Source organism: Clostridium ljungdahlii DSM 13528, assembly GCF_000143685.1.
GTDB lineage: Bacteria > Bacillota > Clostridia > Clostridiales > Clostridiaceae > Clostridium_B > Clostridium_B ljungdahlii.
The window spans coordinates 2,720,679-2,745,083 of the sequence record NC_014328.1; the positions used below are offsets into that span (position 1 = coordinate 2,720,679).

Sequence of the window (24,405 nt, forward strand, 5' to 3'; positions counted from 1 at the left end):
CTCCGCAAACTACTATTTATAAAATATTAATTAAATAACCTCTATGTAGCAATTATTTACGATTGTGCTTTAATTGATATAAAAAGTGTTTTAGTAAATCATTTGACTTTTATAATTAAATTCTTAAAAATAAAGAATCCAAATTAATTCTCTCTCATTTTACATACACCATCTAGTTTTCTCATACTTTTGTTTAATCTAAATAAGCAACATCCTACAAAGCTGATGAGGCCAACACATACATATAGTAAAGCAATACCACTTCCATTACTATTACCAACTAATTTTGCTAATAATGCTGGAATCAAATCGAATTTTTTCATATATGGCTCAAGCACTTTATCGGCTAAAAAAACACCTGACAGATTGCCTATTGGAATTAACATATATTGTAAAATATTCGTGCTGAAAATACTCTTCCTTGCATCTCAAATGGTACTTTTGTTCTCATTATATAATCAACATTAGCCATTAATAATGGTACCAGCAAACTTCCGACAAATACTGCTATTGTCCATACATAATAATTGTGACCAATTCCCAGAAGACTATCACCAAACAAGAATGAAAATGTCATTACATTTAAGATAAGAGGTATCCTTTTAGATGTCTGCGGCATTTTTGCAACAAGAAGGCTGCCAATCAGTACTGCAATACTTTCCGTACTGCTTACAATTCCAAGTTCATTGTAATTATTATCAGTTCTAGATAGTACCATTGGACCCAGATTCGTATTGTAAATTGCTGCAATAAAATTGACAAACGCCATAAATAAAATAAGGCTGAATATGCCCCGACTTTTAAATAAATACTGCATACCAGATTTGCATTGTTTCCATAAACCATCTTTTTTTATTTCTCTAGATACATGTACTGACGGAATTTTAACAAAAAAGACTAAAGCGACAAATTCAAAAACAAATGTCGATAAATCTATAGCTATAATAGGCTCCAACCCATAAAGTGCAATAGTAACAATGGGGGCAAATATTCCTGTAAAAGAATCACAGAAGCTAAACATGCTATTCGTTTTAATATAATTATCTTTAGAATTGCAGATACCACAACATCTGAAGCTCGATTTTGAAATGCATCCGTTATTCCAAGCATAAAATTTATAACGTATAGATTCTCTATTTTAAGTGTATTTGTAATCATCATAAGAATTATACTCAATGAAAACATAGCTGCTATAACATCTGAAATCAACAAAATTTTTTTCTTGTTCCAGCAATCACTAATGGTGCCTGCAATAAAATTAAATAATACTTCTGGTACCAAATAGCATACCGAAAGTAATGACATAAACAAAACAGATCCACTTTGCTTATATGACCAGAGAATCAATCCATAACTTGTAAGCTTGTTCCCAAACTGAGATACAAATTGTCCTATCATAAATATATAAAAATTTTTTAGTTCACTATTAAAATAATTATTTTTCATCTCAACTTTACTCCTTTTCAATATTAATATTGAAAATGCAAAGTCAAAATCAAGTAGATCATTCCTCCATGCAAGCTCTACCCTATGACTTTGCATGGAGTTAAAACAATGTTTAACGTCATTCCTATTCACTCCTATAGATATTATTTATGCCAATAATGCTTCTATTTTACATTAACTTATAATAATTGTACCATATTTACATAGATCTAATTTTACACTTTATTGGAACAAGTATAAAATAACTTTACTTTTGAACACAGCATTATTCAATTTTCAAATAGCATCTATACATTCAAATTTATGTTCATAATACATATAATTTTTGATTTACGAACATAAAAAATGCCATAAAATTTTTAAAATAATACGGCGTTTCAGTAAATTATTAATTTTTTAATTGTTACGTTAAATAAGAACTTTATTCATTTATAATTGGAAAAAAGAAACTAAATGTAACGGAGAGTATGCTTCTGGTTTGTGGAGAAGAAAATAGTGAATCTGCCTTTAATGGGATTATTAGCACATATAAACTAATTCTTTCTAATCAAAAATGGACAGATAGAGGTCAGTTAGTTGTTCCAGGTGTGCTCAATAAAGGCGATATATTATCTACTGATTATCTTATTTGTGCAGAAAAGATGGGCAGTAATATTTAAAAGATAAATAAGTAGTTAAATTATAATAAGAACCATCTTTCTATTCCAGCGGAAGGATGGTTCTTTTCTCATCACTTTAATATATAATTAACTTTCAGTTACTTTAAAAAATTAATCTCTGTAATCTTCAACATCAAATTCATAGCTTTTATAATAATACTTGCGGTCTTCTTCCGTAATTTCACGAATAACCTTGCATGGGTTTCCAACTGCTATTACATTATCGGGAATATCTTTGGTAACAACGCTTCCTGAACCGATAACAACATTATTACCGATATGAACTCCAGGATTTACAACAACATTTCCCCCGAGCCAAACATTATTTCCTATGCTTATACTAATGCCATACTCATATCCAGAATTACGAGAATCAGGATGTATTGGATGACCTGCTGTATATAAAGATACATTTGGAGCAAATAGTACATTATTGCCTATGATTACTTTTCCACAATCTAAAATAATACAGTTGTAATTTGCAAAGAAATTATTTCCAACTTCAATATTCTTTCCATAATCACAATGAAAGGGTACTTCAATATGTATACCTATACCCGATTTACCAAGAATATCTCTTATTAATTCATCCATTTTTGCACTTTCGTCTGGTTTGCAATGATTATACTCATATATCTTATTTTTATTCTCTATTCGTTCTTCTGATAATCCATCTAACCACGGCTTATATGGAAAACCAGCCAACATTCTTTCTTTTTGATTCATGATTGTACCTACCTTTCGTTATATCTTAATATTCATAATATAAGTTATTTTATCCTACTTTGTACACACTAACAAGACAATGGAGGTGTAAACATCTTTTATAATTGATGAACAATAATTTACTATTCTGTATTAACTTACATTAATTATATGATACACCGTATTATTCAATTGTCAAAGAACATTTATATATTTAGATTTATTGATTAATTCACCTAAATTTCAGATTCCGAACTAAAAGTTATGCATAAAATCATCGATATTATTCTTTGGTAACAATATGTTCAATACCGACTATACTGCCTAATACTTTAATTTTAAAAAACTCTGGAATTATATAAGTCTTATTTAAACTTTCAATAGGCAACCTGTGTTTTGATCGTTGATCATCAGGAATACTCATTATTGTATACTTAGCAGATTCAATTTTAGTAGCTATGCTTTTATTATCAAGGGTGTATAATATTCTGCATAATGTCAAAACAGCAAATTCAATCCATTCATCTGATAAAAATATATTCTTTTCACACAATTTCTTTTTCCAATAACTATTTAAATTATAATTCATTGTTTCTACAATATTATTCCACTGAACATTTATATTTAGGCTGCTAACATTAGGACTATTTATAGGTATTCCATTATATTTTAATGTCCACCAAGTAACATAATTTATATCATAATAACCATAACTATTAAATTTTTCATCACAAAAATATAAATAAGGTTCTATTTCGGAATTAGGTTTTCCTACCTTATTTTTAGTAAGATACATACCTTCCATTCTTTTAGCATATTTAAATTTACTATTTAATCATTATGTATAAGAGTTACTATTGATATATCTTTGTCTTCAAAATCTTTGTTTAGTATTGTAATAAAGTCAATATCGCTTTTATCCTTATCAAAACCACCTAAAGCAACAGAATTATAGAGGTACACACCAAATATCTTACTTCCAAAATATTTTTTTAAACTTGCCTCATATTCATATAACATAGACCTTAGGATATTAGGAATTTTTTCATTCATATTGATTCTCCTTATTTACACCTAATTCTTCTTTGCTATAATTGTGAACTCTCCAGGTATATCTTCATTTGTCCAATATGGATGTTCGTCAAATCTATTAAGAGTAAATCCATTTTCTATAACTGCATTAATGATTTCACTAATGGTATATTTTCTATAACTACATAATGGCATTTGTCTGCGAATCTCATCTGGAAAAAATCTTGCATGAGCCATTTCACCTTCAAATACATCTGTTGAAAAATAACTCATTGTCGGCTGTTCTAGCCCTAGTATATCTGATATTTTTTGAAACGGGTGAAAATCACTACAAATCATTTTTCCATTTGTTTTTAAAAGCTGCTGCATTATTTTCATAAATTGGTTGATATCATGAAAATAATGAAGGATTCCTCCTTCCATAAAGACCACATCAAAATATTTTTCATATTTGTTCATATCAATTTTCAATACATCACCAACTATAAAATCAATATCAACATTGGCTTCATCTGCAACTTCAAGTGCATACTTTTTATTATCTTCTGAAATATCAAAGATTGTAACTTCTGAACCCAAAATTGCTAATGGAATTGCTTTTTTACCACATGAACCGCAAATATTAGCAATTTTAATGCCTTCATAAGTATCAAAATAGCCTGCATATCTTTTCAACATTCTTATCGGATCTTCTAAATCTTTCTTAGCTCTATCATATGGTTTTCCTGATGTATTTACCCAAAAATCATATGCATTATATTCCAAGCCTTTTTATTTTGTTCACTATAATCTATCATATAATCTCCTTTACAAATTTACCATTTATCTGTATGTTATATAATTTACTTTTCCAAAGTCATTAATAAAATTAATAATTTTATGTCCTCATTTTGATTTACCCATTGTTTTATGTTATCTAAAAAATATGAAATATCCATTTTAACCTCCATTTGATTTTAAAGTTGCAATTTAATAATCAATATAAGAGCATTGTGAACTATGGTCATACTCATTTAACAAGACTATTCTTTCGATATAATATGAATAATATTTTCATTTATTTTGGTTAAATTAGTTTTTAAAAAGTTAGGCACAATATTTATATGCTCCAATTCATCAATAGGTATCCACTGTAAAATTTCCTTTTCACCTTGGTCGGTATATGTAGCATCTAAAATATTTATTCCATCAATGTATTTCATTAAATAAAAAAACACAATTTCGTGATGATGTTTTCCCGCTATTTGAAAAAATCTTTCTTGGATAAAGGAAAGTCTATCAATTTCAAATTCAATTCCTGTTTCCTCATAGGACTCGCGGATAACGGCTTCCTCCGAGGTTTCATTTATTCTAACTTTTCCCCCAACTGTATAATAACATGGATAATCTTCATGTTTTGCCATAAGTAGCCTGTTGTCTTTGATAATAATTGCCGCAACCCTATAAACAAAGCAACTTTGATTGGTTTTAAATACTATATCTTTATCTTCCACATACATACTCCTGTTCATTATATAAACATTCTTTTCTTCATCATAAATTATAATGGTTCATATATGATGATTTTACGATTAGTGAATTATATTAAGAATATTCCACAGTAAAATAATTTCTAATTATGCTTATTTGATTATGTCACCCTTGTATTTCCCTGAATCAATTTTTTGATATATCATTCTTACAAAACTTTCTTTTTTATCTGTATATGTATTCCTATCATCCGGGTATTGCTTTGCTAAAGATATTTTCAAATCACTATACTCTTTAGCATACTCTTTATGCTCATTTAGGAAATCTCTGAACCGTGTCACAAAATAAAAGTCAACATTGTTTGATTCATAACAATGAATGTGCCTTAATGAAATCTCTCCTTCACCTCTTAAAACAAAAAGATACCTATTCTTTTTGTTGTTTTGTGTACCACAATAATCGTAACCTGCCTTTTTCATTCCTTCTATGTTCATATCTTCAAATGATTTTAGTACTATAGCAATGTCAAGTATTGGCTTAGCGTAGATACCACTAATTGAGGTGCTGCCTACATGCTGTATATAATTTACGTTATCCCCGAAAATTTCTTTCAATTGTTTTTTTACTTCTTCAAATTCCTCTTTCCATTCTTCACAATGAGGCAATAGTCTAACCTTATGACGCTCAACTCCTTGCATTATTACTCCTCCTAATATCGTAGAATAAGAGCATTCCATCTTAACAATTAAATTTTCTTGCTAAGTCTTTTATTAAGTTCCCAAAGTGCTACTTTATTTCCATCCCATTTTAAACATGAAATAGCATCATTATAGCTCATCCACCTATATTCTGTATGTTCATGTGAAAGTATTAATTGCTTATCTATTATCTCAACTCCATAACAATTTTCAGGTATAACATAGATATTTTCATTCCAATAAATACTATCTGCAAATTCTTCAGCAGGAATTGAATTAACTGTGTCTAACTTCACATATGGTAAATCCTTAGAAATTCCTCCTTCTTCCCATGCTTCTCTTTTAGCCGATTCCATTATCGTTTCACCATCTTCTCCGCCACCAGAAATAGCTTGCCACCAATCTTCATCGTTTCTGTGAAATATAGCATATTCTATACCTTTATCATTTATATAATAAGGAAATACTAAAACTTGACATGGTGCTCTCATACTTACCCCCACTTTCTTATATTAACTTATAGTTCTTGCATAATATTTTATATTTTTAAAGTTGCAACTTAATAAACAATAATAAGAATATTACGTCGTTAAAGATAGTTAAACCCAAATATTAACCGGATTGTCATGAGGTATTCGATCAGATTTTAGTTTACTTAAAACTACACTTGTATTAAGTTCTGGATATACTTCATTTATTATATCTAAGGTCTCCATTATAATAACTAAAGTATTCTCATATGCCTCCTTTGGTGGATAGGTAAAAATATCTCTAAATCTTTGTTCAATATTTTCAGGTTTAATTTTAAAAGTCTCAAGTGATTTATACATCCATTTAAATGTAGGAAAGTATAGTTTATTTAAAGCAAGAAGTATTAAGAATATATTCTTTTGTAAATTTGCAATATGCTCATATATTAATGTTGAATTTTACCTTTGGATATAAAGTTCAGTTTGAGTACTATCAATTGATTGCAGACTTTCTTTAATATTCTTTATTGCAAGCTCCTTTGGATAGCCTTTTGCTCTATCCTTCCAAGAATATACTATTTTTTCACCAAACAGTGGTATGCAAGTTCTTATAAATACCCCTTCAAATGATTTTCTAAAAACTAAAATCTACTTTAAGCAGTGCATATATTCTCTTGCTCTATCTCCTTTTACTAAAAAGGGCTGTCCTTTAGAACAAAATACTGAAGTAGATGTATATTCAATATCTGCATTTTTATCATAGCCTATCTTTTCAATAACTTCTTCTTCATTATGGCAAATATCATATCCATCCAATACAAAATTAATTTTACCTCTTCCTTTTGTAAAAGAGGTAAAATCCACAGCATAATTCATAAATGTAGATACTGGCCCTCTGCCTGTTATAATAACTTCACCATTCAAATTATTAGGATTTTCAAAAGAGCCTTTTAACTTTTGTATATCAGATAAAACTCTTCCCATATAATCTGCACTTACCTTAATCTTAAATCTATAATAGGGTTCTAAAAGTATGTTTTTCACACCTTCAAGTCCCTGTCTAAGTGCTCTAAAAGTTGCCTCTCTAAAATCTCCCCCACAGGTATGCTTAACATGGCATCTTCCTGTAATAAGTGTAATTTTTATATCAGTTATGGGAAAGCCTGTTAAAATACCATGATGATCTCTTTCATAGATATGTTTGCCTATCAATTTCTGATAATTTATGTCTAAGTCATCTGCACTGCACTCATTGTAAAATGAAATACCACTATTTCTCTCTCCTGGCTCCAATTTAAGGTATACTTCTGCATAATGTCTTAAAGGTTCAAAGTGTCCGCAGCCATAAGAAGCTTCTACTATGGTTTCTTTATATAAAATTTCACAAGGTCCAAAATCTACGCTTAAATCAAATCTTTCCTTTACTAGTTCTTTAAGTACTTCCAGCTGAATTGTTCCCATAATATTTACCTGTATTTCACCTAGCTTTTCATTCCAACTTACTTTAAGCGCAGGATCTTCTTCTTCTAAAACTTTAAAACAAGCTAATACATCTTTTTCATTTAAACCTTTGTCAAATATTACTCTTGATTTTAACGCTGGAACCATCTCATAATTAACTTTTCTATGGCAATTTCCAAGTCCACACCCTACAATTGAATTTGATAGGCCTGATACTGCAGCAAGTTCTCCTGCTGATGCTTCATCTACTGTTTTAAATTTGTCACCATTACAGATCCTAATTTGTGTTACTTTTTCATAGCAATCCTGAGATGTATTCACTGCAATTTCATCTCTAACTTTTAAAGTACCTTCTAGTATTTTTATATAAGTAATTTTATTTTTTTGCTTGTCATGGCGTATTTTATACACAATTCCTTGAAATTTTTCTCTATCATTGTAATTTGTAAAAGTAAGCACATCTAATTTTTCTAGAAAATCATCTATTCCCTTATCTTGAAGGGCAGAGCCACTCATACAAGGAAATAATTTACTCCTAAATATCATATCTCTTATAGAATTCAGCCACAGCTGATTTTCAAAATCTTCTTCTATATATTTTTGAAGAAGTTTATCACTGCGTTCTGCTGCAAACTCCATAATCTCTTTACTGATTTTATCTAACTGTACAGATTCAGAAATAAAACATACATCTTCTGTTAAGTTTACTCTGATATCTTTAAGTATACCTTCTACATTTGCTCCAATCCTATCTACTTTATTTATAAAGAAAAATGTAGGTATCCCATGTTTTTTCAAAAGCTGCCACACTATCTCAGTCTGTGCCTGAACACCTTCAACTGCACTTATGATAACAATGGCATAATCCATTATTTCAATAGTCCTCTCCATTTCAGATGAAAAATCGGCATGTCCAGGTGTATCTACCAAATAATAATTAGAAGATTTATACTTAAATACAGCTTGATCGGAAAATATGGTAATTCCTCTATTCTTCTCTATGTCATTATTATCTAAAAATGAATCCTTATGGTCTACTCTTCCTAAATTTTTAATACTCTTTGTATGATACAAAATCTGCTCAGCTAAAGTAGTTTTTCCTGCATCTACATGAGCAAATAATCCAATTGTCTTATTCATATGCTACCCCTCTTAAAAGATGTATAATGTATGTACATTTCATTCTAATATATTGTAGCATAAAAAAAACAATATTTTATACGTCTATTATAGCTAAACAAAACTGAAAATAATATATCCGATCGCTATCATTGCTAAAACCCCCATCTTCTATCAAAGTGGGGGATAATCACTGCTACGTGCCTGGATAAGTTCTTCCCTTAAAGGATAACGTATTCTAAGTGCTAAAGACACTAAGAATACTGTTAATAAGGTTCAGCTGGAGAAAGTCATCCTTATAAGCAAACTCCATCTGAACCTAAGAATCACTTGATATTCCATTTCTATTATAAACATACGCAAAAACCAAGGATGAACCTACTATCCATGCAAAAATTACAAATATATTATAACCAGAACCTTCAAGTATGTTTTTGCCATCAAAAACTTTTTTAAGAATTATCATTGAATTGTAATTTGGCAGCAAAGTTGCAATTTTATAAAAAGTTTTATTTAATCCTGAAAGCAAAGGTATCATAAATAGAAACATGCATAGAGGGGTACCAATAGTCCCTGTTGCCATTTGATTTTTAGATACAATTCCAATTACAGCTCCAATTTCTACCATACTAATTAAAACTACAATCGTTATAATAAAATACATTAACAAATACTGCATTTGAATTTTCAACATGAAAAATATAGCTATATTTACAATTACTGAAATAAAAATAGTTATAAGTGCCTTTCCAATTAAAAATTCTGCGGGAGAAAGCGAAGTTAACATAAGAGTCTTCAATGTATTTTTTTCCTTTTCCTCTGCTATTAACATAGCCATTATAAGTGTAGCCACCATAACTAAATTCATATTAAGTATGGTATTTAAAATATATATTTTCCCTTCTTGTGAATTCATTACATTTCTAAATATCTTTAAATATATAGCACAAAATATTACTGGAAGTGCAGCCATAAAAAGTACGTTTATATTCTTAGGCAGTTCCTTTAACTCCTTGCTAAATAATGCATTTACTCTTCTCATTGAAAATTCCATTATAATTCCCTCCCTGTAATATCTAAAAATATTTCTTCAAGATTTGGCTCCATTGAATGAATGGATAAAATCTCTCCATCTTCCATCCAGTTTTTAATTTTAATTGCTCCATCCCTATTATTCTTCACGGTTACTTCTTCATTATCTCTTAAGACAACTTTAATATTGTCTTTTGCATATTTTAACTTTAATTTTTTAGGGGCTCCTATATCAACTATCTCTCCTTCATTTAAGAAAGCTACTCTATGACACAGCTTGTCAGCTTCATACATATTATGAGTAGTTAAAAATATAGTTGTCCCTTCTCTATTAAGCTCAAGAAGCAGTTTGTAAACTTCTAAAGCCGTGCCAGGATCTAAAGATGACGTAGGTTCATCAAGAAATAACAATTTAGGTTTGTGAATCACTGCTCTTGCTATCATAAGTCTTTGTTTCATTCCTTTAGATAGTTTCTTCACATCCCTTTTTCTATACTCTGTCATTTTCACTTTTTCAAGTATTTCATCTACATTTTTCTTTTTTACTCCGTTTATATTTGCAAATAGCATCAAATTATCTTCAACTGTAAGTCTTTCATATAACCCACTATTATCTGAAAGCACTCCTATATTTTTAAAAATATCTTTTTTTTGTGAACGCAAACTTTTATTAAATATTTTCACATCACCGCCTGTTGGCACTAATTGGCATGTAAGTATCTTAATTGTAGTAGTTTTTCCAGCTCCACTTGGTCCTAAAAATCCAAATATTTCTCCTTCTTTAACATCCAGAGTTAAATCTTTAATTGCTGTATTTTCCCCAAAATCTTTTCTAAGACTTTTAATAGAAATAATATTTTCCATAGCTAAAAACTCCTTTCAGTTTTACTATGGTTAATTATTATACAAATGCTGCTATTAAACCATAAAATCAACATGAAAAGAGTAATACAACTTATGAATCCTGCTTTTTTAGAGCTGAATTTTCACATTTTGAGTTAAAAATATCATATATTTAGGATATCTTTTAGCTCTTTCATTCTCCCTTTTGAAAGTGGAATAGAACTTTTAGTTTTATCATCGAGACTTAAACTATAACTATTTCTTGTCCACATCACAACTTCACGTACTCTTTGAAGATTTACCAAATAAGATCTATGACATCTAAAAAATCCGAAATGCTTTAGCCTTTTTTCCAGCTCTGTAAGTGGCAGCATACATGGAAACTTTTCTCCTTTTATGTTTAAGTTACTTACACCCTGTTCACTTTCTACATAATCTATTTCCATAGGATCAAAGAGAATCATTCTTTCATCAATTTTAGCAGGAATCTTTTCAATTTTATATACTGTCTCATCTCCCCTATCTGATTCTTCCTGGCCGTTTTCCTCTCCCTGTATTTCTTTTAATCCATTTTCATCTATGCTATAGGATTTTCCTCCAAGGAGTAGTATATCCTTAAAAGATACAGAAGTATTGACTACAATTACGCCATCTGAAATTAATTGATCCATATTTTGTATTATAAGTTTTGCATCATATCTGTCCATATTAAGTATAGGTTCTTGAAATATTAGAAACTTAGGTTCTTTAAGCAATTCTCTTGCAAAACTAAGTCTCCTTTTTTGAGAATAAGTAAGCTTGTTTATTTTAGTATTTTCAATATCTATAAGAGCAAGTTTTGCCATCATTTCCTTATAATTAACTTTAGAATTGGCTATATTTTTATAAAATTTCATATAGGATTTTACAGTCATATTTTCATAAAAACCTTCTTTTCTAAATACAACGCCTATGTGTTTCATATTTTTTCTTATATAAGTTTTGTTACCTTCTCCATGAATATATATATTCCCCTTAGTAGGCACCTCTTTGTCTAAAATAAGATCAATCAATAAATCACTTATTTGATCGCTACACTCTATATTTATCAAATTATCCTTTGTAACTTTAAATGTTATATTATTTATTACAATATCACCTTTTACCTTATATAACTCACTTATTTCCAGCAAAACTAACCATCCTTGTACGATATATTTAGATTGGTGAAGTCAACCTATAAAACTCTTTTAAAATATTTCCAAATATCACAGTACAATTATAAATTAAGTATAATTGTAACTCAACATTTATTTAACCTATATCCAAAATTTTACCTTCACTTAATTTTAAAAAAATGTATAATATAATTATTGCTTAAAGAAAGGAATTGACATAATTGGACAACAAAAGTTTTTTTACAAATAAAAAAATAGTAATACTACTTGCATCTTTTTGCTGCATACTATGGGGAAGTGCCTACCCTGGAGTTAAAAGTGGGTATGCCCTTTTTAAGATAGGCTCAAAAGATATATTTTCAGAATTGTCTTTTGCCGGCTACAGATTCATACTTGCAGGATTAATTGTTTTGATAGTAGCTCTATTTTCTTCTAAAAACATATTTTCAATAACTAAAAAAAATGTCAAACAGATTATACTACTTGGTTTGACTCAAACTACTCTTGAATACATATTTTTTTATATTGGACTTGCTAATACAACGGGTTCAAAAGGCTCTATAATGAATTCCACTGGTACATTCTTCAGTGTAGTACTGGCCCATTTTTTGTATAAAAATGATAGGATAAATACTAAAAAAGCTATAGGCTGTATACTTGGTTTTATTGGGGTACTAATTGTAAATTTCAGCAGTGAACTTTTAAGTTTTAGCTTTAAATTTACAGGTGAAGGTTTTATCATATTATCTGCCTTTGTATTTTCTGCATCTTCAATTTACGGAAAACAAATCTGCAAAAATATAGATTCAGTGCTTGTAACAGGATATCAACTCCTTATAGGCGGTTTAGCTCTTTTAGCTCTTGGACTTTTCAATAAAGGCTACGTGACAAACTTCACAATTGGCTCTACTGCTATTTTATTATATTTAGCAATACTATCAGCTGCCGCATTTTCAATTTGGACAGTGCTATTAAAATATAATAAGGTTGGATTTATTTCCATGTTTAATTTTGTAATTCCTGTGGCAGGTACCATTCTATCTTCTATATTTTTAGGTGAAAGTATCTTTAATGTTGAAAACATTGCAGCTCTTGTGCTTGTATGTATAGGAATTTTTATAGTAAATAGGGATTCAAAATAATAACATTATTTTGAATCCGGTTCTACATGTATAATTGCATGTTTGATTTTAAATTCTCTATTTAACATTTCTTCTATTTCTTCTGTGATTTCATGACTTTTAACTACAGTAAGCTTAGAGTTAACTCCTATTACAATATCAAGCAAAATATTATTACCATGAACACGTGCTTTCGTACCTTTAACACAGCTAACGCCATCAATTTCCTTTATTTTAGAAACTATACTATCTAACTGTTTGCTGTCAAAACCATCTGTTAAATTATGCGCTGCTTCCTTAAAGATTTCCCCACCTGTCTTACAAATTAAAATTCCTACTAGTACTGCTGCCAGTGGATCTATCCAGGGGAATCCAAATTGAGAAGCTATGATTCCAGCTGCAGTGCCCATACTTACCCAAGCATCTGAGAGATTATCTTTTGCAGCAGCCATCAATGCAGAACTTTTAATTCTAAGCGCAACCCTTTTATTATATACATAAACTGCATATATAAGTATTGCACAAATAATGGCGACCACTGCTGAAATCATATCTGGTGCCTTGTTCTTTAAAAAAATGGTGGTATACACTGCATTGTAAATTACATCTAAACCTACAGCTATCATTATTAAAGAAGCAACAAGTGAAGATATAGTCTGTGCTCTTAAATGACCATAGGCATGATCATCATCTGCTGGTTTTCTAGATATTTTGAGTCCTATAATAATGGCCAGTGATGCAATTATATCTGTTGAATTATTCACTCCATCAGCAGTAAGTGCTTTAGATTGATAAAAATATCCTAAAGTCAATTTAAGCATCGATAAAATTATATAAGCTATAATGCTAATACGTGCACCCTTTTCTGCAATTTTAAGATTCTTATAATCTTCATCCATACTTTTCTCCTTAAAATAAAAATCATATTTTGCACAGCATCTCTTTAAACTTTTTATAGTTAGTTTTCACACCTTTATCCAAATTTATTTCTATTTTTGTAAAATCCATGTGTTTCATCATTGCATCATACTTTTCCAATTCATCTATTTTTTTAAGAAGTACTAGAAGCTCTTTTTTAGCTTTCTTTTTTTTAAAACATCCACAGCCCTCTTCCATTACATTAAGGAGCTCTTTCCTTTTTTTATACAACATACTTTTGAGCTTTCTTATATAAATTATACTTATTTTAGATAAAGTATCTTTATCGTATCTATGCATATAAACCAGACAATTAAATGTCTTTTCCTTGCCAGATGTAAACATCCAATATATAGGTCTCTTTTTATACATCTTTACATGATCTTTAAAAAAATCACATACAAAGTATCTTCTTATAGTATCTTCATCTGTTTCATTACTCTTTTTTCCAAGCGTTTTTGCTATAAATTGAAGATTTTCTGATAACTTTTCTTCTCCAAAAGTAGCACTTACAAATTGTACAAATTTGTCTACTATATCATCTTCAAAATAGTGTTCTGAAAGTACTGGGATTATATTATCCTCATCAGGTGAAAAAGTAGAGTAAAACCATGCATCGCTTTTTTCACTTTTAACCTTCCATTTTTCATTTTCAAGTTTCCATTTATTATGAAAATTTCCTCCAGCATATACAATTCCATCTACATCTAAAGAATACCTACCAAACATACATCCTACGGCATAAGAAATAAAGCTCTTTATATCTCTTGATAAATCTGCTTTTCTAATAGTCATCTCCCCATCTGGTACTTCTGGTGTCAATTCATTTTTAAGTCCATAAATTTCTATAAAAATTCGATTTAATTCTTCCTCATTAGATTTTAATCTAGCAAACTGTTTATCAGTAAATATTTTCCATGCATTAAATGCATCTGACAAGTGAGTAGTATTTTTTGGATTTTCATTACTTTCCACTGATAACTGTTTACTATCAACTATCAATTTTCCACTCTTAACTGACAAAAGAGGATGCCTTGTAAAATTCCAGGAAATTTCAAAAAAGTCCCAGTCCAATTTAGATATAACTATGCACTCCTTACACAGTGAATCTATTTTTTTTCTGACAATTATATTATTGTCCATATATATGGGAATTTGCTTAACAGTTCCTGCAGTTAAATTTAATGTTGGAGATATAAATTCAAAAATATTCCTCATTATTTTAGTATTAAAAAAAGCCAGTATATAATTGTAATCAGGCTTATTTTTCACAAATATAGAATCTGCAGATTGGTCAAAAATAAAGCCTTCGTTTAACACCCTTATAGTATTATTTCCTGAAGTTATCCTTTTCCAGCTTATACCTCTTTTAAAATAAAATCTCTCATTTCTTATAACAGCACCTTTTTCTTCTTTCAACTTTTCTCCATTGTCTTTCCAATAAACTACTTCTGAAATATTTCCATACCATTTTCGGGCGTCTCCTCCCATTTGATAGGGGATCCAATATTTCCTTCTATTACTTTTACCTGTGAAATTAATAGTTTCATATTCTACCTCAAACCATTGTCTTACATATTTATCATTATTTCCGGTCTGCATGCCAGTACAGGGAAATGAAACATCAGCTATAACTTTTGCTTCATTTAATACTTGAATTTCACTATCTGTAAGCCAGTAACCAAATCTATTTTGTGGAATGTTCTTCATTTTACCTTGCTTTACTTCATACCTGTAATCCACAACTGGATTATTTATTGCCTCCTTAACCTTCTCTGGCTGGCTGAAAACTCCCTTAAAGCGTGACAGTTTAATATAATTTTCTTTAATTTGTGCATTATAATTTCTTAAAGTAAACGTACAGATTGGAACTGTTGCTTCTTCAAATGCAGAATACTCCAGCTGTATCAGATTATTTATGTTTTTATTGTCCACTATAATTTTCCTAAGCTTTTTATAAGACTGTATGAACATCCACACAAAAGGTGTCATAAATCCCAATTGACCGCTCACCTTAACTTTTGAGAAACTATATACAATAAATGCAGAAAATATATCTGACTTTCCTTCTGGATACTTATCTCCAATATATTTAGCCAAAAGTGGATTTAAATATTTATTTCCTATATAAGGTGGATTTGCTACCAAAATATCATAAGTTTTAAGCATTATTTCACTCTGCTTTATAAGCTGCGTCATAAGCCTTAAAACCTTTTTTCTTCTACTTTCTTCAATCACATTATTGGAAGTTTCATCCTTTATATACTCTAGTCTATCCTTAAAAAATTGCATATTGAATTTATCTAATTGTATAAGAGAACCATATATTTTTGCATCCTTAAAATTTTCTATGAAAGACTTTGTTCTCTCATAATTCTCTCCTGAATTTTTCCCAGCTATATAAGCTATGTCTTTATCACCAAGGCTATTAGTCTCTTGTATAGATACTATGTTAAACCTTATAGACTTTTTCTTTGTGTTATTAAGTAACTCTTTATCATACCTCATACCCCTCATTATAATTGAAAAACGTGCAAGCTGACATGCCCTGTCATCTATGTCCAGTCCATAAAGATTATTTTCTATTATAAGAGTTGGTATATCCACCTTTTTATATCCACATTTTACATATATATCATATAACAGATCAAACATATATATAAGTATGTGCCCCGAACCGCAAGCAGGATCAAAACACTTTATTTGTTCAACCTTCAATTTTTTATCTATATAAGGTTTCAGTTTATAACCTATATCCTCTTTTTTCTCTGAATTCTCTATATAAAATTCCCACTTTTCCTTTAAATCATTGTGTTCTGGATGTGACTCTATCCAATATCTTCCCAGAGAATTTTGAACCATATATTTTACTATCCAATCTGGTGTAAACAGCTGTGTTGCACAGGGAATTTCTTCTTTAGTATACTTCTTTTTTGATTTTGTTATCCTATTTTTTTCTTCAAGTTCATAGTATTCGTAAAGCCATCCTATAATTTCTATGTCCTTCCAATCGTTTTCAGATATAATATTTTTGTCTAATAGATTTTTTATAAAAGAACCTTCTTTTATAAGTTTATGTGGGAAGAGTAATTCTACATAATTTTCTTTATTCTTAAACACACAAGGCAGTATTTTATTTAAACTGTTCCATTCAGTTATTATTATATACTTAAATAATTCATCTACATTTGCATTTAATTTCATTTCATCAATTTTTTCATTATCTATATTAAACTTCAAATCATTTGCTTTCGCTAATATATTCATTCCAATGTCAGCTGGATTAAAGCAAGATAATACTCCTATTTTGGTAGAAATATAATGATTCACTTCCATAAATCTGATTGAAATAAATCTATTAAACCAAATATATGCGGTTTCTTCAATGATTTTGTTATAAGCATCATCGTCTTTTTCATTTAAGCTTTCAATTTTACCTTTTCCCATATCATATAATGATGCTTTAATTTTTACTTTAAGTTCTTTTCTACTTCGAATGGCAAAATTTTTTATTATACTTTTGTTCACTTTTGCACTTCCTAACTTAATGCATTTTAAAGAAATAACCAATAAATGTGCTAGTCTATTTTCTTTCAAATGTCTAAATAAAATTTCTATAAACAGAGTTCTTGGCATCATATAAAAAAACACTATTAAAATCATTATATCAAATGATTTTAATAGTGTTTTTAAATTATTGTCTATCAATGAATCTTACTTAGTGGGATTTTGTTTCTCCCACTAAGTTTAGATGAATTATCTAGGGGCGTAGCTACTGTTAGCTCCCACTTTGATAGAAAAGCAGGTATCCCAAATCTATGATTTGGTGATAATCGCTTTCACAGAGTGCGTGGGAGTGTTACAGTAGGTAGCCATCAGATAAATTACTCTTTTTTATCAAAGTCAAATGTATCTTTAATAGAATCCAATACTGATTTTACAGTCTTATTAGCCAGTTCTTCTATTTCATCCATTACTTCATCTTTATTTTTTATTCTACTTATATATATATCCAATTCTTCTTTTGCAAAATTTCTTACGGTTTTTAAAACCATATATTCTTCGCTACCTTCTTTAGGAATTATAGTATCCCCACTTTGTATATTTGTAAATATAGGATTATCTGAAGTTATTTGACTTTTTAATTCTTTTTTATTTTCTCCATTTCCATCTAAAACAACATAAAAATTTACAACAGTTTCCATTAATGTTCATCTCCATATTTTCAAATTGTTTCACTGTATTATAATATTGTTTTAGATTAAAAAATGTTACTTTTCCTTACCTTTATTCAGTTTAATTAAAAACGCAGTTATAACTGCTGTTATAGGTACTGCAAATATAAGACCTATACTTCCTGCCAGAGCTTTTAAAACTTCAGAAGCAATAATATCTTGATCCAAAGCTGTAGAAATAGATGTACTATAAGAGTAAGATGAAATCATAATCATTATGTACATGGCTCCTCCTACATAAGCAAGTATCAAAGTATTGGCCATAGTGCCCATAATATCTTTTCCCACATTCATACCAGATTTCACAAGTTCCTTCATAGTCATATCAGGTTTTACCTCTTTTATTTCCATTATAGAGGACGCTATAGACATACTTACATCCATAACTGCCCCAAGTGCTCCCATGATTATTCCTGCAAACAACAAACCTGAAAAATTGAAATTGGCATTTTGTGAAGTATATATAATAGACTGCATTTGATCATCAGTAAGTCCATTTAACATCATCATAGAGTTTGAAAAGAACGCTATGGCCCCTGCAATAAGTACCCCACCAGAGGTTCCTATAATAGCAGCAAGTGTTTTTTCATTTTTACCACTTATTATGAGTAGGTTCACTATGGTTACAAAAATACATACTGCAATAGATACTATCATTGGGTTGAATCCCTGTAGTATAAGTGGTATAAGCACTTTTATTACCACAATTCCAGTTATAGCTAAAGTTATTACGGATTTAAAGCCTTTTAAGCCACCTATAGCTATAAGCAATATGATTAGAAATGCAGCCAATCCATATAGATATTTATACCTTACTATCTCATAAATATAAGCTTTTTTCACCTTGTTTTTTGAATCATATTGTATATTGACTAATACTTCATCTCCTACTTTTGCAAAGCTCTGTGTACTACTTCCTTCATCTTTGATTTGCCCACCTGCAAAATTTTGAACTGTAATCACCTTGCCTTTAAGACTTCCTGATGTAATTTTTACATCTGCATTAGAAAATCTTTGGGAATTCTTGTCTCCACCTGCATGTATTTTAATAACTTTGCCATGAACTGGTTTATTATCGGTGTCTGAAGTCCCGCTTGCCATAACTTTTGCAGAAAACATACCTGCAGTCATTACAATAAAAGCCAACAAACTAATTACAATAATCTTGCTTACTTTTTTCACTTTAACTCATCCTTCCGTCATAGATCCCCTCTAATATTTAACTTATTCTCCTTCTACTTTAATCTTTATGCTATCATTTTCTATATCTATGACGCTAACGGTATCTTTAATTTTATTGTCAAAGAGCACTTTATCTACAAAATAAGGTTTTATTTCCTGCTTAACTATCCTCATTATCTCTCTTGCACCATATTCTAATGACACACCTTTTTGTGCTAACCATTTATAGCAATTATCTGTAACTGTTATCTTTATATTCTTAGTTAAAAGTTGCTTTTCAAATTCACCCATAGCCTTCTGTGCTACACGGTATGCCATCTGTTCATTCATTCCATTAAAAAATATTATTTCATCCAATCTATTTCTGAATTCCGGAGAAAATACTCTATTTACCTCCTGGGAAATTGCATCATCTTTTACAATTCTATTTCCAAATCCCATAAGTGATTTTCCTAAATACCTTGCTCCTGCATTTGAAGTCATTATAAGTATTACATTTTTAAAATCAGTTTTTCTTCCAGTATTATCCGTAAGAGTAGCATAATCCATAAGCTGCAGCATTATATTAAGTACATCTGGATGTGCCTTCTCTATTTCGTCTAAAAGCAGCACACAGTAAGGAGTCTTCCTTATAGTGTCTGTTAAAAGTCCACCTTCTTCATATCCTACATATCCTGGTGGAGAACCAATAAGCCTTGCCACTGTATGCTTTTCCTGATACTCACTCATGTCAAATCTTATTAGTGGAATATTTAAAGCATTTGAAAGCTGCTTACTTATTTCCGTTTTTCCCACACCTGTTGGGCCTACAAAAAGGAGATTTGCCACGGTTTTGTTGTCTTCATTAAATCCAGCTCTAGACCTTTTAATTGCCCTTACTACAGCCTTTACAGCTTCATCCTGCCCAAATATCTTTTCCTTAAGAATATTATCTAAATTCTTAAGAACTTTTGTCTCATCCTGTGACAATGTTCTCTCTGGTATTTTTGCCATAGATGAAATTGTCTTTTCTATGTGTTTCTTTTCAATAACTATTTGTTCTTCATCTTTTCCATGAAGCCTCGCATAGGCACCAGTTTCATCTATTACATCTATAGCTTTGTCTGGCAAATACCTATCATTTATATATTTTATGGATAAATCTACTGCTGCTTTTAAAGCTTCATCTTCATAAACCACATTGTGAAATTTTTCATACTGTCCTTTTATTCCTAGAAGTATATTATAAGTATCTTCTGCCGTAGGCTCCGGTACTTCTATTTTTTGAAATCTTCTGGCAAGAGCTCTATCCTTTTCAAATATCTTTTTGTATTCATCATAAGTAGTAGATCCTATAAATCTAATTCTTCCACTAGTCAAAAAAGGCTTTAAAATATTTGCAGCATCAAGAGATCCACCAGATACAGATCCTGCTCCTATTATAGTGTGTATTTCATCTATATATACTATAGCCTTATCTTCTTTTTCTATTTTCTTCAATATATTTTTTACTCTCTCTTCAAAATCTCCCCTATACTTAGTACCTGCTAGAATAGAACCCATATCCAAGGAATATATTTTACTACCTTTCAAATTTTTAGGCACTTTGCCATCTGCAATCAGGCTCGCCAATCCTTCTGTGATGGCTGTCTTTCCAACCCCTGGATCTCCAACATGAATTGGATTATTTTTGTTCCTTCTTGAAAGCACCTGAATTGTTCTACTAAGTATATCATCTCTGCCAATCAAAGGATCTATTTCGCCATTTCTTGCCTTTTCAGTAAGTTCTACTGAAAAATCTGCTATTTGAAAAAATAAAGGCATATCCTGTTCGTCCGATGAGTATATAGCATCATCTTCAATATTATAATTAAACATATTTGCTGGAGTTCCATGAGTTATATAATTTAATATATCTATTCTCTTTATCCCTTGTTTTTTTAGAAAAAAGCTGGCAAAACTCTGTTCTTCGTCATATATAGATATAAAAATATCTCCTAATTTTATTATTTCCTTTTCAGCTGCTAAAACATGTTCGCCTGCAGAAGTTAATATATTTTGCAAGCTTACAGTTTCCAGCGGCTCTTTTTTTTCTGTAACTTGTATATTATCACTAAAATACTGTAGCAAATCATTTTTTATATCCTGTACACTTCCACCGCATCCTTCTACTATTTCCATTCCTTCCGGGAAAAATAAAGCAGCGTATAATAAATGTTCTGGTGTAAAATATTCATGCTTACAATATTTTGCTTCATTGTAAGCTGCAGTCATAATTTCATTTACTATTCTATCTAGTTTCATAATTATTCCTCTTCCATACTAAATTTTAGTGGGAACCCACTGCTCTCCGCCATCTTTACAGCTTGCATTATTTTAGTAGCAGCAATATCATAAACATATACACCTGCTACTCCTATGCCTCTTCTATGTACATCATACATTATTTTGGTAGCTTCTACAGCACTTTTTTCAAATATTTTTATTAAAACTTCAACTACAAATTCCATAGTAGTGTAGTCATCATTGTGTATAATGACTTTATACATAGAAGGTGGTTTAATCTTCAATTGAGGCTTTTGCTTTAAAACAGTTTTTTGCGTCATTTTAACAACTCCATAGATGTAAGGCATTTTCAAAGAAATAGTCAGCCAGTATACTAGCCTATTTTCTTTCAAATGTCTAAATATATAATACATAAAATCATTTTAACATAATTTAATTTCAAAGTGTACAATAATGAATTGATATTACTGGAAAAGTAGATCACGGGAGCTTCAATTATACACATTTGGAAAGCAATTAATTGTATGCATATAAAAAACCAACCTCCAATCGTTAGATTTGAGGTCTAACTTTTGGGGGTCGGTTCATAAGAAGATGCTTTTTACATGATATTTTTTACTTTACAGGATAATAACTTCCCATATCAATATTAATAAGTTTTAAAGATGAATCCTTGTATTTATAAGATCCTTTCGCCCATCCAATTACATCTGCATGACAGCTTCCCGATATATCTTCATAAACCTTTAATTCATATACTCCATCACCATCTATGTCAGACACTGTAAATCTTGGTCCATGACCTATATATGGATCTACACTTTCTCCATCCTTTTTAATATTTTGTATACCTTCATCTCCTGTCAAATCCACAGAACAAGTCTTATCAAGAGATTTTGAGTACATTTTAAATGTATCGTATCCATCAAGGTTAAAAGAAAGATCACTCTCAGGAAAAGGATTTAAAGAATTTTCGGCACCATATTTTCCAAGTTCAAAAAACTTATTATCTTTTAAAGTTTCTATATCGCAAGTTTGTATACAACTATTTCCCCCATTTTCAACTACTGCTGTAATATCTGGGGTTCCATCTCCATTTATATCTGCAAGTACGATATCACCTTTTCCAGATGAAAAGTCTTTAATAGTCTTAGAATCAATTACTTTTCCATCTGAAGCATCCTGCACATATAATGTTGGACTTAAATCATCACCTTTACAAGCTAGTATAACATTTTCAGGTTTTCCATCATTATTTACATCAGCAGTTTTAAAATCAATTATTTTATTTCCTTGGAAATCTCCATCAAGATCTAATTTAATGCCATTAAAACTATTTTCTATAGAAGAATTTACAGAACCTTGTCCACCCAAAATATACATATTTGTGTATTTTGAATCATCTATATATTTTTTTTGTACATTTGCATTTACTCCATCAGTTAGCACTATAGGTGCATTTAATTTTGAAGCAAGTGCACTACCAGATAAAGCATCTGGAAAATTTTCACCATTAGCTAAAATTACGCTTTTAGAATCCAAATTAAAATAGTTAGCTATTTTAATTGAGGTTTCATACCTATTACTACCGCTAATTCTAACTAAATCATCACTTTTTATATAAGTCATAGCATTCTTAAGTTGATCTTCAACTTGAGTATCTAATGCACCTGTTCCACCAACTATATATATCTTAGATGGATTTATAGAAGTTATCTTCTGAATTATGCTATCTGGAATAGAATTAGATAAACTCATAAATATAGGATATCCTTTAGAAGCTGCTACACTTGATATGCTAAGTGCATCTGGAAAATTTAATCCATTTACAAGCACTACAGGAGTACCTTTTGAAGTATTTATTTCATCAACTATAGAATTGTTGGTTTCAAATCTATTCTTTCCTCCAAGTCTTTTTATATTGTTAAAATCTAACTTATTCAAACAACTTATAACCTGTGGACTTACAGACGCATCTCCTCCTAAAACATATATAGTTCCATCTTTAGATACATAATTTTCTATATAACTTAAGGAGTCCTCCTCGGAAGGATCATTAACATCATCCATAAGTAAAATAGGTGCATTTAATTTTTTTGAAAGTACAGAACCTGCGAGAGCATCCGGAAAATCTTTTCCTGATGCCAATATAACATTCTTTACTTCCTTTGAATCAAATTGTCTGCTTATATTTGCAGAGGTTTCATACCTGTTAACACCATATATTCTAGAAATATTGTAATACTTTCCACTGTCTGCAAAAACATTGTGAAAAGATGATGCTATAATAGCACAGGTTAAAGCCATAGTTACTTTGATAAATTTTTTGTTCATAATACTTGTCCCCTTTTGTATAATCTAAGTAAAAATATATGTATTATTTCACCTCTTCATATCTGGCGATACATACATAAGTTCTTCTAAAATTTATTATATTATTTATATTTTACTATGAGATTAAATTAACTGTCAAATAAACGAATAAATTACTTCACTGTACTCAATTACCTAGAATAATTGAAATCATAAATTCATGCTTAATTCACAAATACAATCATAGACTCTCTAACTTAAAAATCAAATTATATGCAG

The 24,405-nt window shown here is 29.9% G+C and carries 23 protein-coding genes; 2 read left to right on the top strand and 21 right to left on the bottom strand.

What is annotated here, in order from left to right; translation table 11 throughout:
- Positions 1-143: 143 nt before the first annotated feature.
- The 3 genes from CLJU_RS12080 to CLJU_RS12090 are packed head-to-tail and all read right to left on the bottom strand — an operon-like array spanning position 144 to position 1,446.
- Positions 144-323 (bottom strand): hypothetical protein, encoded by a 180-nt coding sequence (locus tag CLJU_RS12080; protein ID WP_144289729.1) that lies wholly within the window; start codon positions 321-323, stop codon positions 144-146.
- 56 nt (positions 324-379) lie between these two features.
- Complete coding sequence (locus CLJU_RS12085; RefSeq protein ID WP_013239103.1) at positions 380-1,021, bottom strand: MFS transporter; 642 nt, start codon at positions 1,019-1,021, stop codon at positions 380-382.
- On the bottom strand, positions 940-1,446 hold the full coding sequence (locus CLJU_RS12090; protein ID WP_013239104.1) for an MFS transporter: 507 nt from the start codon (positions 1,444-1,446) through the stop codon (positions 940-942). The genes CLJU_RS12085 and CLJU_RS12090 overlap by 82 nt, the downstream gene beginning before the upstream one ends.
- Before the next feature lie 467 nt (positions 1,447-1,913).
- Between CLJU_RS12090 and CLJU_RS12095 the strand changes: the two genes are divergently transcribed.
- Positions 1,914-2,105, top strand: a complete 192-nt coding sequence (locus tag CLJU_RS12095) for a hypothetical protein (RefSeq protein WP_023161870.1) — start codon at positions 1,914-1,916, stop codon at positions 2,103-2,105.
- A gap of 111 nt (positions 2,106-2,216) precedes the next feature.
- On the opposite strand, the gene CLJU_RS12100 is transcribed toward CLJU_RS12095, so the two are convergent.
- From CLJU_RS12100 to CLJU_RS12150, 11 genes are all read right to left on the bottom strand, one after another.
- A complete protein-coding gene (locus CLJU_RS12100) occupies positions 2,217-2,831 on the bottom strand; it encodes a sugar O-acetyltransferase (protein WP_013239105.1) in 615 nt (204 codons plus the stop codon).
- Positions 2,832-3,093: 262 nt separating this feature from the next.
- A complete protein-coding gene (locus tag CLJU_RS21350) occupies positions 3,094-3,606 on the bottom strand; it encodes an aminoglycoside adenylyltransferase domain-containing protein (protein ID WP_013239106.1) in 513 nt (170 codons plus the stop codon).
- A 35-nt stretch (positions 3,607-3,641) separates the two neighbouring features.
- A complete protein-coding gene (locus CLJU_RS21355; RefSeq protein WP_013239107.1) occupies positions 3,642-3,863 on the bottom strand; it encodes a hypothetical protein in 222 nt (73 codons plus the stop codon).
- Positions 3,864-3,884: 21 nt separating this feature from the next.
- A complete protein-coding gene (locus tag CLJU_RS12110; RefSeq protein ID WP_013239108.1) occupies positions 3,885-4,607 on the bottom strand; it encodes a class I SAM-dependent methyltransferase in 723 nt (240 codons plus the stop codon).
- Positions 4,608-4,864: 257 nt separating this feature from the next.
- Complete coding sequence (locus tag CLJU_RS12115; RefSeq protein WP_013239109.1) at positions 4,865-5,335, bottom strand: NUDIX hydrolase; 471 nt, start codon at positions 5,333-5,335, stop codon at positions 4,865-4,867.
- Between the two features lie 129 nt (positions 5,336-5,464).
- Positions 5,465-6,010 (bottom strand): GrpB family protein, encoded by a 546-nt coding sequence (locus CLJU_RS12120; RefSeq protein ID WP_013239110.1) that lies wholly within the window; start codon positions 6,008-6,010, stop codon positions 5,465-5,467.
- A 47-nt stretch (positions 6,011-6,057) separates the two neighbouring features.
- Positions 6,058-6,501: an NUDIX hydrolase gene (locus CLJU_RS12125; RefSeq protein WP_013239111.1), complete on the bottom strand. Its 444-nt coding sequence runs from the start codon at positions 6,499-6,501 to the stop codon at positions 6,058-6,060.
- A gap of 627 nt (positions 6,502-7,128) precedes the next feature.
- Positions 7,129-9,081, bottom strand: a complete 1,953-nt coding sequence (locus CLJU_RS12135; protein WP_013239112.1) for a GTP-binding protein — start codon at positions 9,079-9,081, stop codon at positions 7,129-7,131.
- Positions 9,082-9,379: 298 nt separating this feature from the next.
- Positions 9,380-10,114: an ABC transporter permease gene (locus CLJU_RS12140; RefSeq protein WP_013239113.1), complete on the bottom strand. Its 735-nt coding sequence runs from the start codon at positions 10,112-10,114 to the stop codon at positions 9,380-9,382.
- The gene (locus CLJU_RS12145) at positions 10,114-10,956 is read right to left on the bottom strand and encodes an ABC transporter ATP-binding protein (RefSeq protein ID WP_013239114.1); all 843 of its coding nucleotides are present in this window, start codon (positions 10,954-10,956) and stop codon (positions 10,114-10,116) included. The genes CLJU_RS12140 and CLJU_RS12145 overlap by 1 nt, the downstream gene beginning before the upstream one ends.
- A gap of 143 nt (positions 10,957-11,099) precedes the next feature.
- Positions 11,100-12,107 (bottom strand): LytTR family transcriptional regulator DNA-binding domain-containing protein, encoded by a 1,008-nt coding sequence (locus CLJU_RS12150; RefSeq protein ID WP_013239115.1) that lies wholly within the window; start codon positions 12,105-12,107, stop codon positions 11,100-11,102.
- A 206-nt stretch (positions 12,108-12,313) separates the two neighbouring features.
- Between CLJU_RS12150 and CLJU_RS12155 the strand changes: the two genes are divergently transcribed.
- Complete coding sequence (locus CLJU_RS12155) at positions 12,314-13,234, top strand: DMT family transporter (RefSeq protein WP_013239116.1); 921 nt, start codon at positions 12,314-12,316, stop codon at positions 13,232-13,234.
- 5 nt (positions 13,235-13,239) lie between these two features.
- Here CLJU_RS12155 and CLJU_RS12160 read toward each other — a convergent pair whose 3' ends face one another.
- The 7 genes from CLJU_RS12160 to CLJU_RS21360 form a co-directional block, all read right to left on the bottom strand.
- A complete protein-coding gene (locus CLJU_RS12160; RefSeq protein ID WP_013239117.1) occupies positions 13,240-14,112 on the bottom strand; it encodes a cation diffusion facilitator family transporter in 873 nt (290 codons plus the stop codon).
- Between the two features lie 22 nt (positions 14,113-14,134).
- Positions 14,135-17,659, bottom strand: coding sequence for a BREX-1 system adenine-specific DNA-methyltransferase PglX (gene pglX / locus CLJU_RS12165; protein WP_029169948.1), 3,525 nt, complete (start codon positions 17,657-17,659; stop codon positions 14,135-14,137).
- Between the two features lie 356 nt (positions 17,660-18,015).
- Positions 18,016-18,336: a hypothetical protein gene (locus CLJU_RS12170; protein WP_013239119.1), complete on the bottom strand. Its 321-nt coding sequence runs from the start codon at positions 18,334-18,336 to the stop codon at positions 18,016-18,018.
- 66 nt (positions 18,337-18,402) lie between these two features.
- Positions 18,403-19,548, bottom strand: coding sequence for a YibE/F family protein (locus tag CLJU_RS12175; RefSeq protein ID WP_013239120.1), 1,146 nt, complete (start codon positions 19,546-19,548; stop codon positions 18,403-18,405).
- 42 nt (positions 19,549-19,590) lie between these two features.
- On the bottom strand, positions 19,591-21,831 hold the full coding sequence (gene clpA, locus CLJU_RS12180) for an ATP-dependent Clp protease ATP-binding subunit ClpA (RefSeq protein WP_013239121.1): 2,241 nt from the start codon (positions 21,829-21,831) through the stop codon (positions 19,591-19,593).
- Positions 21,832-21,833: 2 nt separating this feature from the next.
- Positions 21,834-22,133: an ATP-dependent Clp protease adaptor ClpS gene (locus CLJU_RS12185; RefSeq protein WP_013239122.1), complete on the bottom strand. Its 300-nt coding sequence runs from the start codon at positions 22,131-22,133 to the stop codon at positions 21,834-21,836.
- A 295-nt stretch (positions 22,134-22,428) separates the two neighbouring features.
- Positions 22,429-24,147 (bottom strand): cell wall-binding repeat-containing protein, encoded by a 1,719-nt coding sequence (locus tag CLJU_RS21360; RefSeq protein ID WP_013239123.1) that lies wholly within the window; start codon positions 24,145-24,147, stop codon positions 22,429-22,431.
- Between the last annotated feature and the right edge of the window lie 258 nt (positions 24,148-24,405).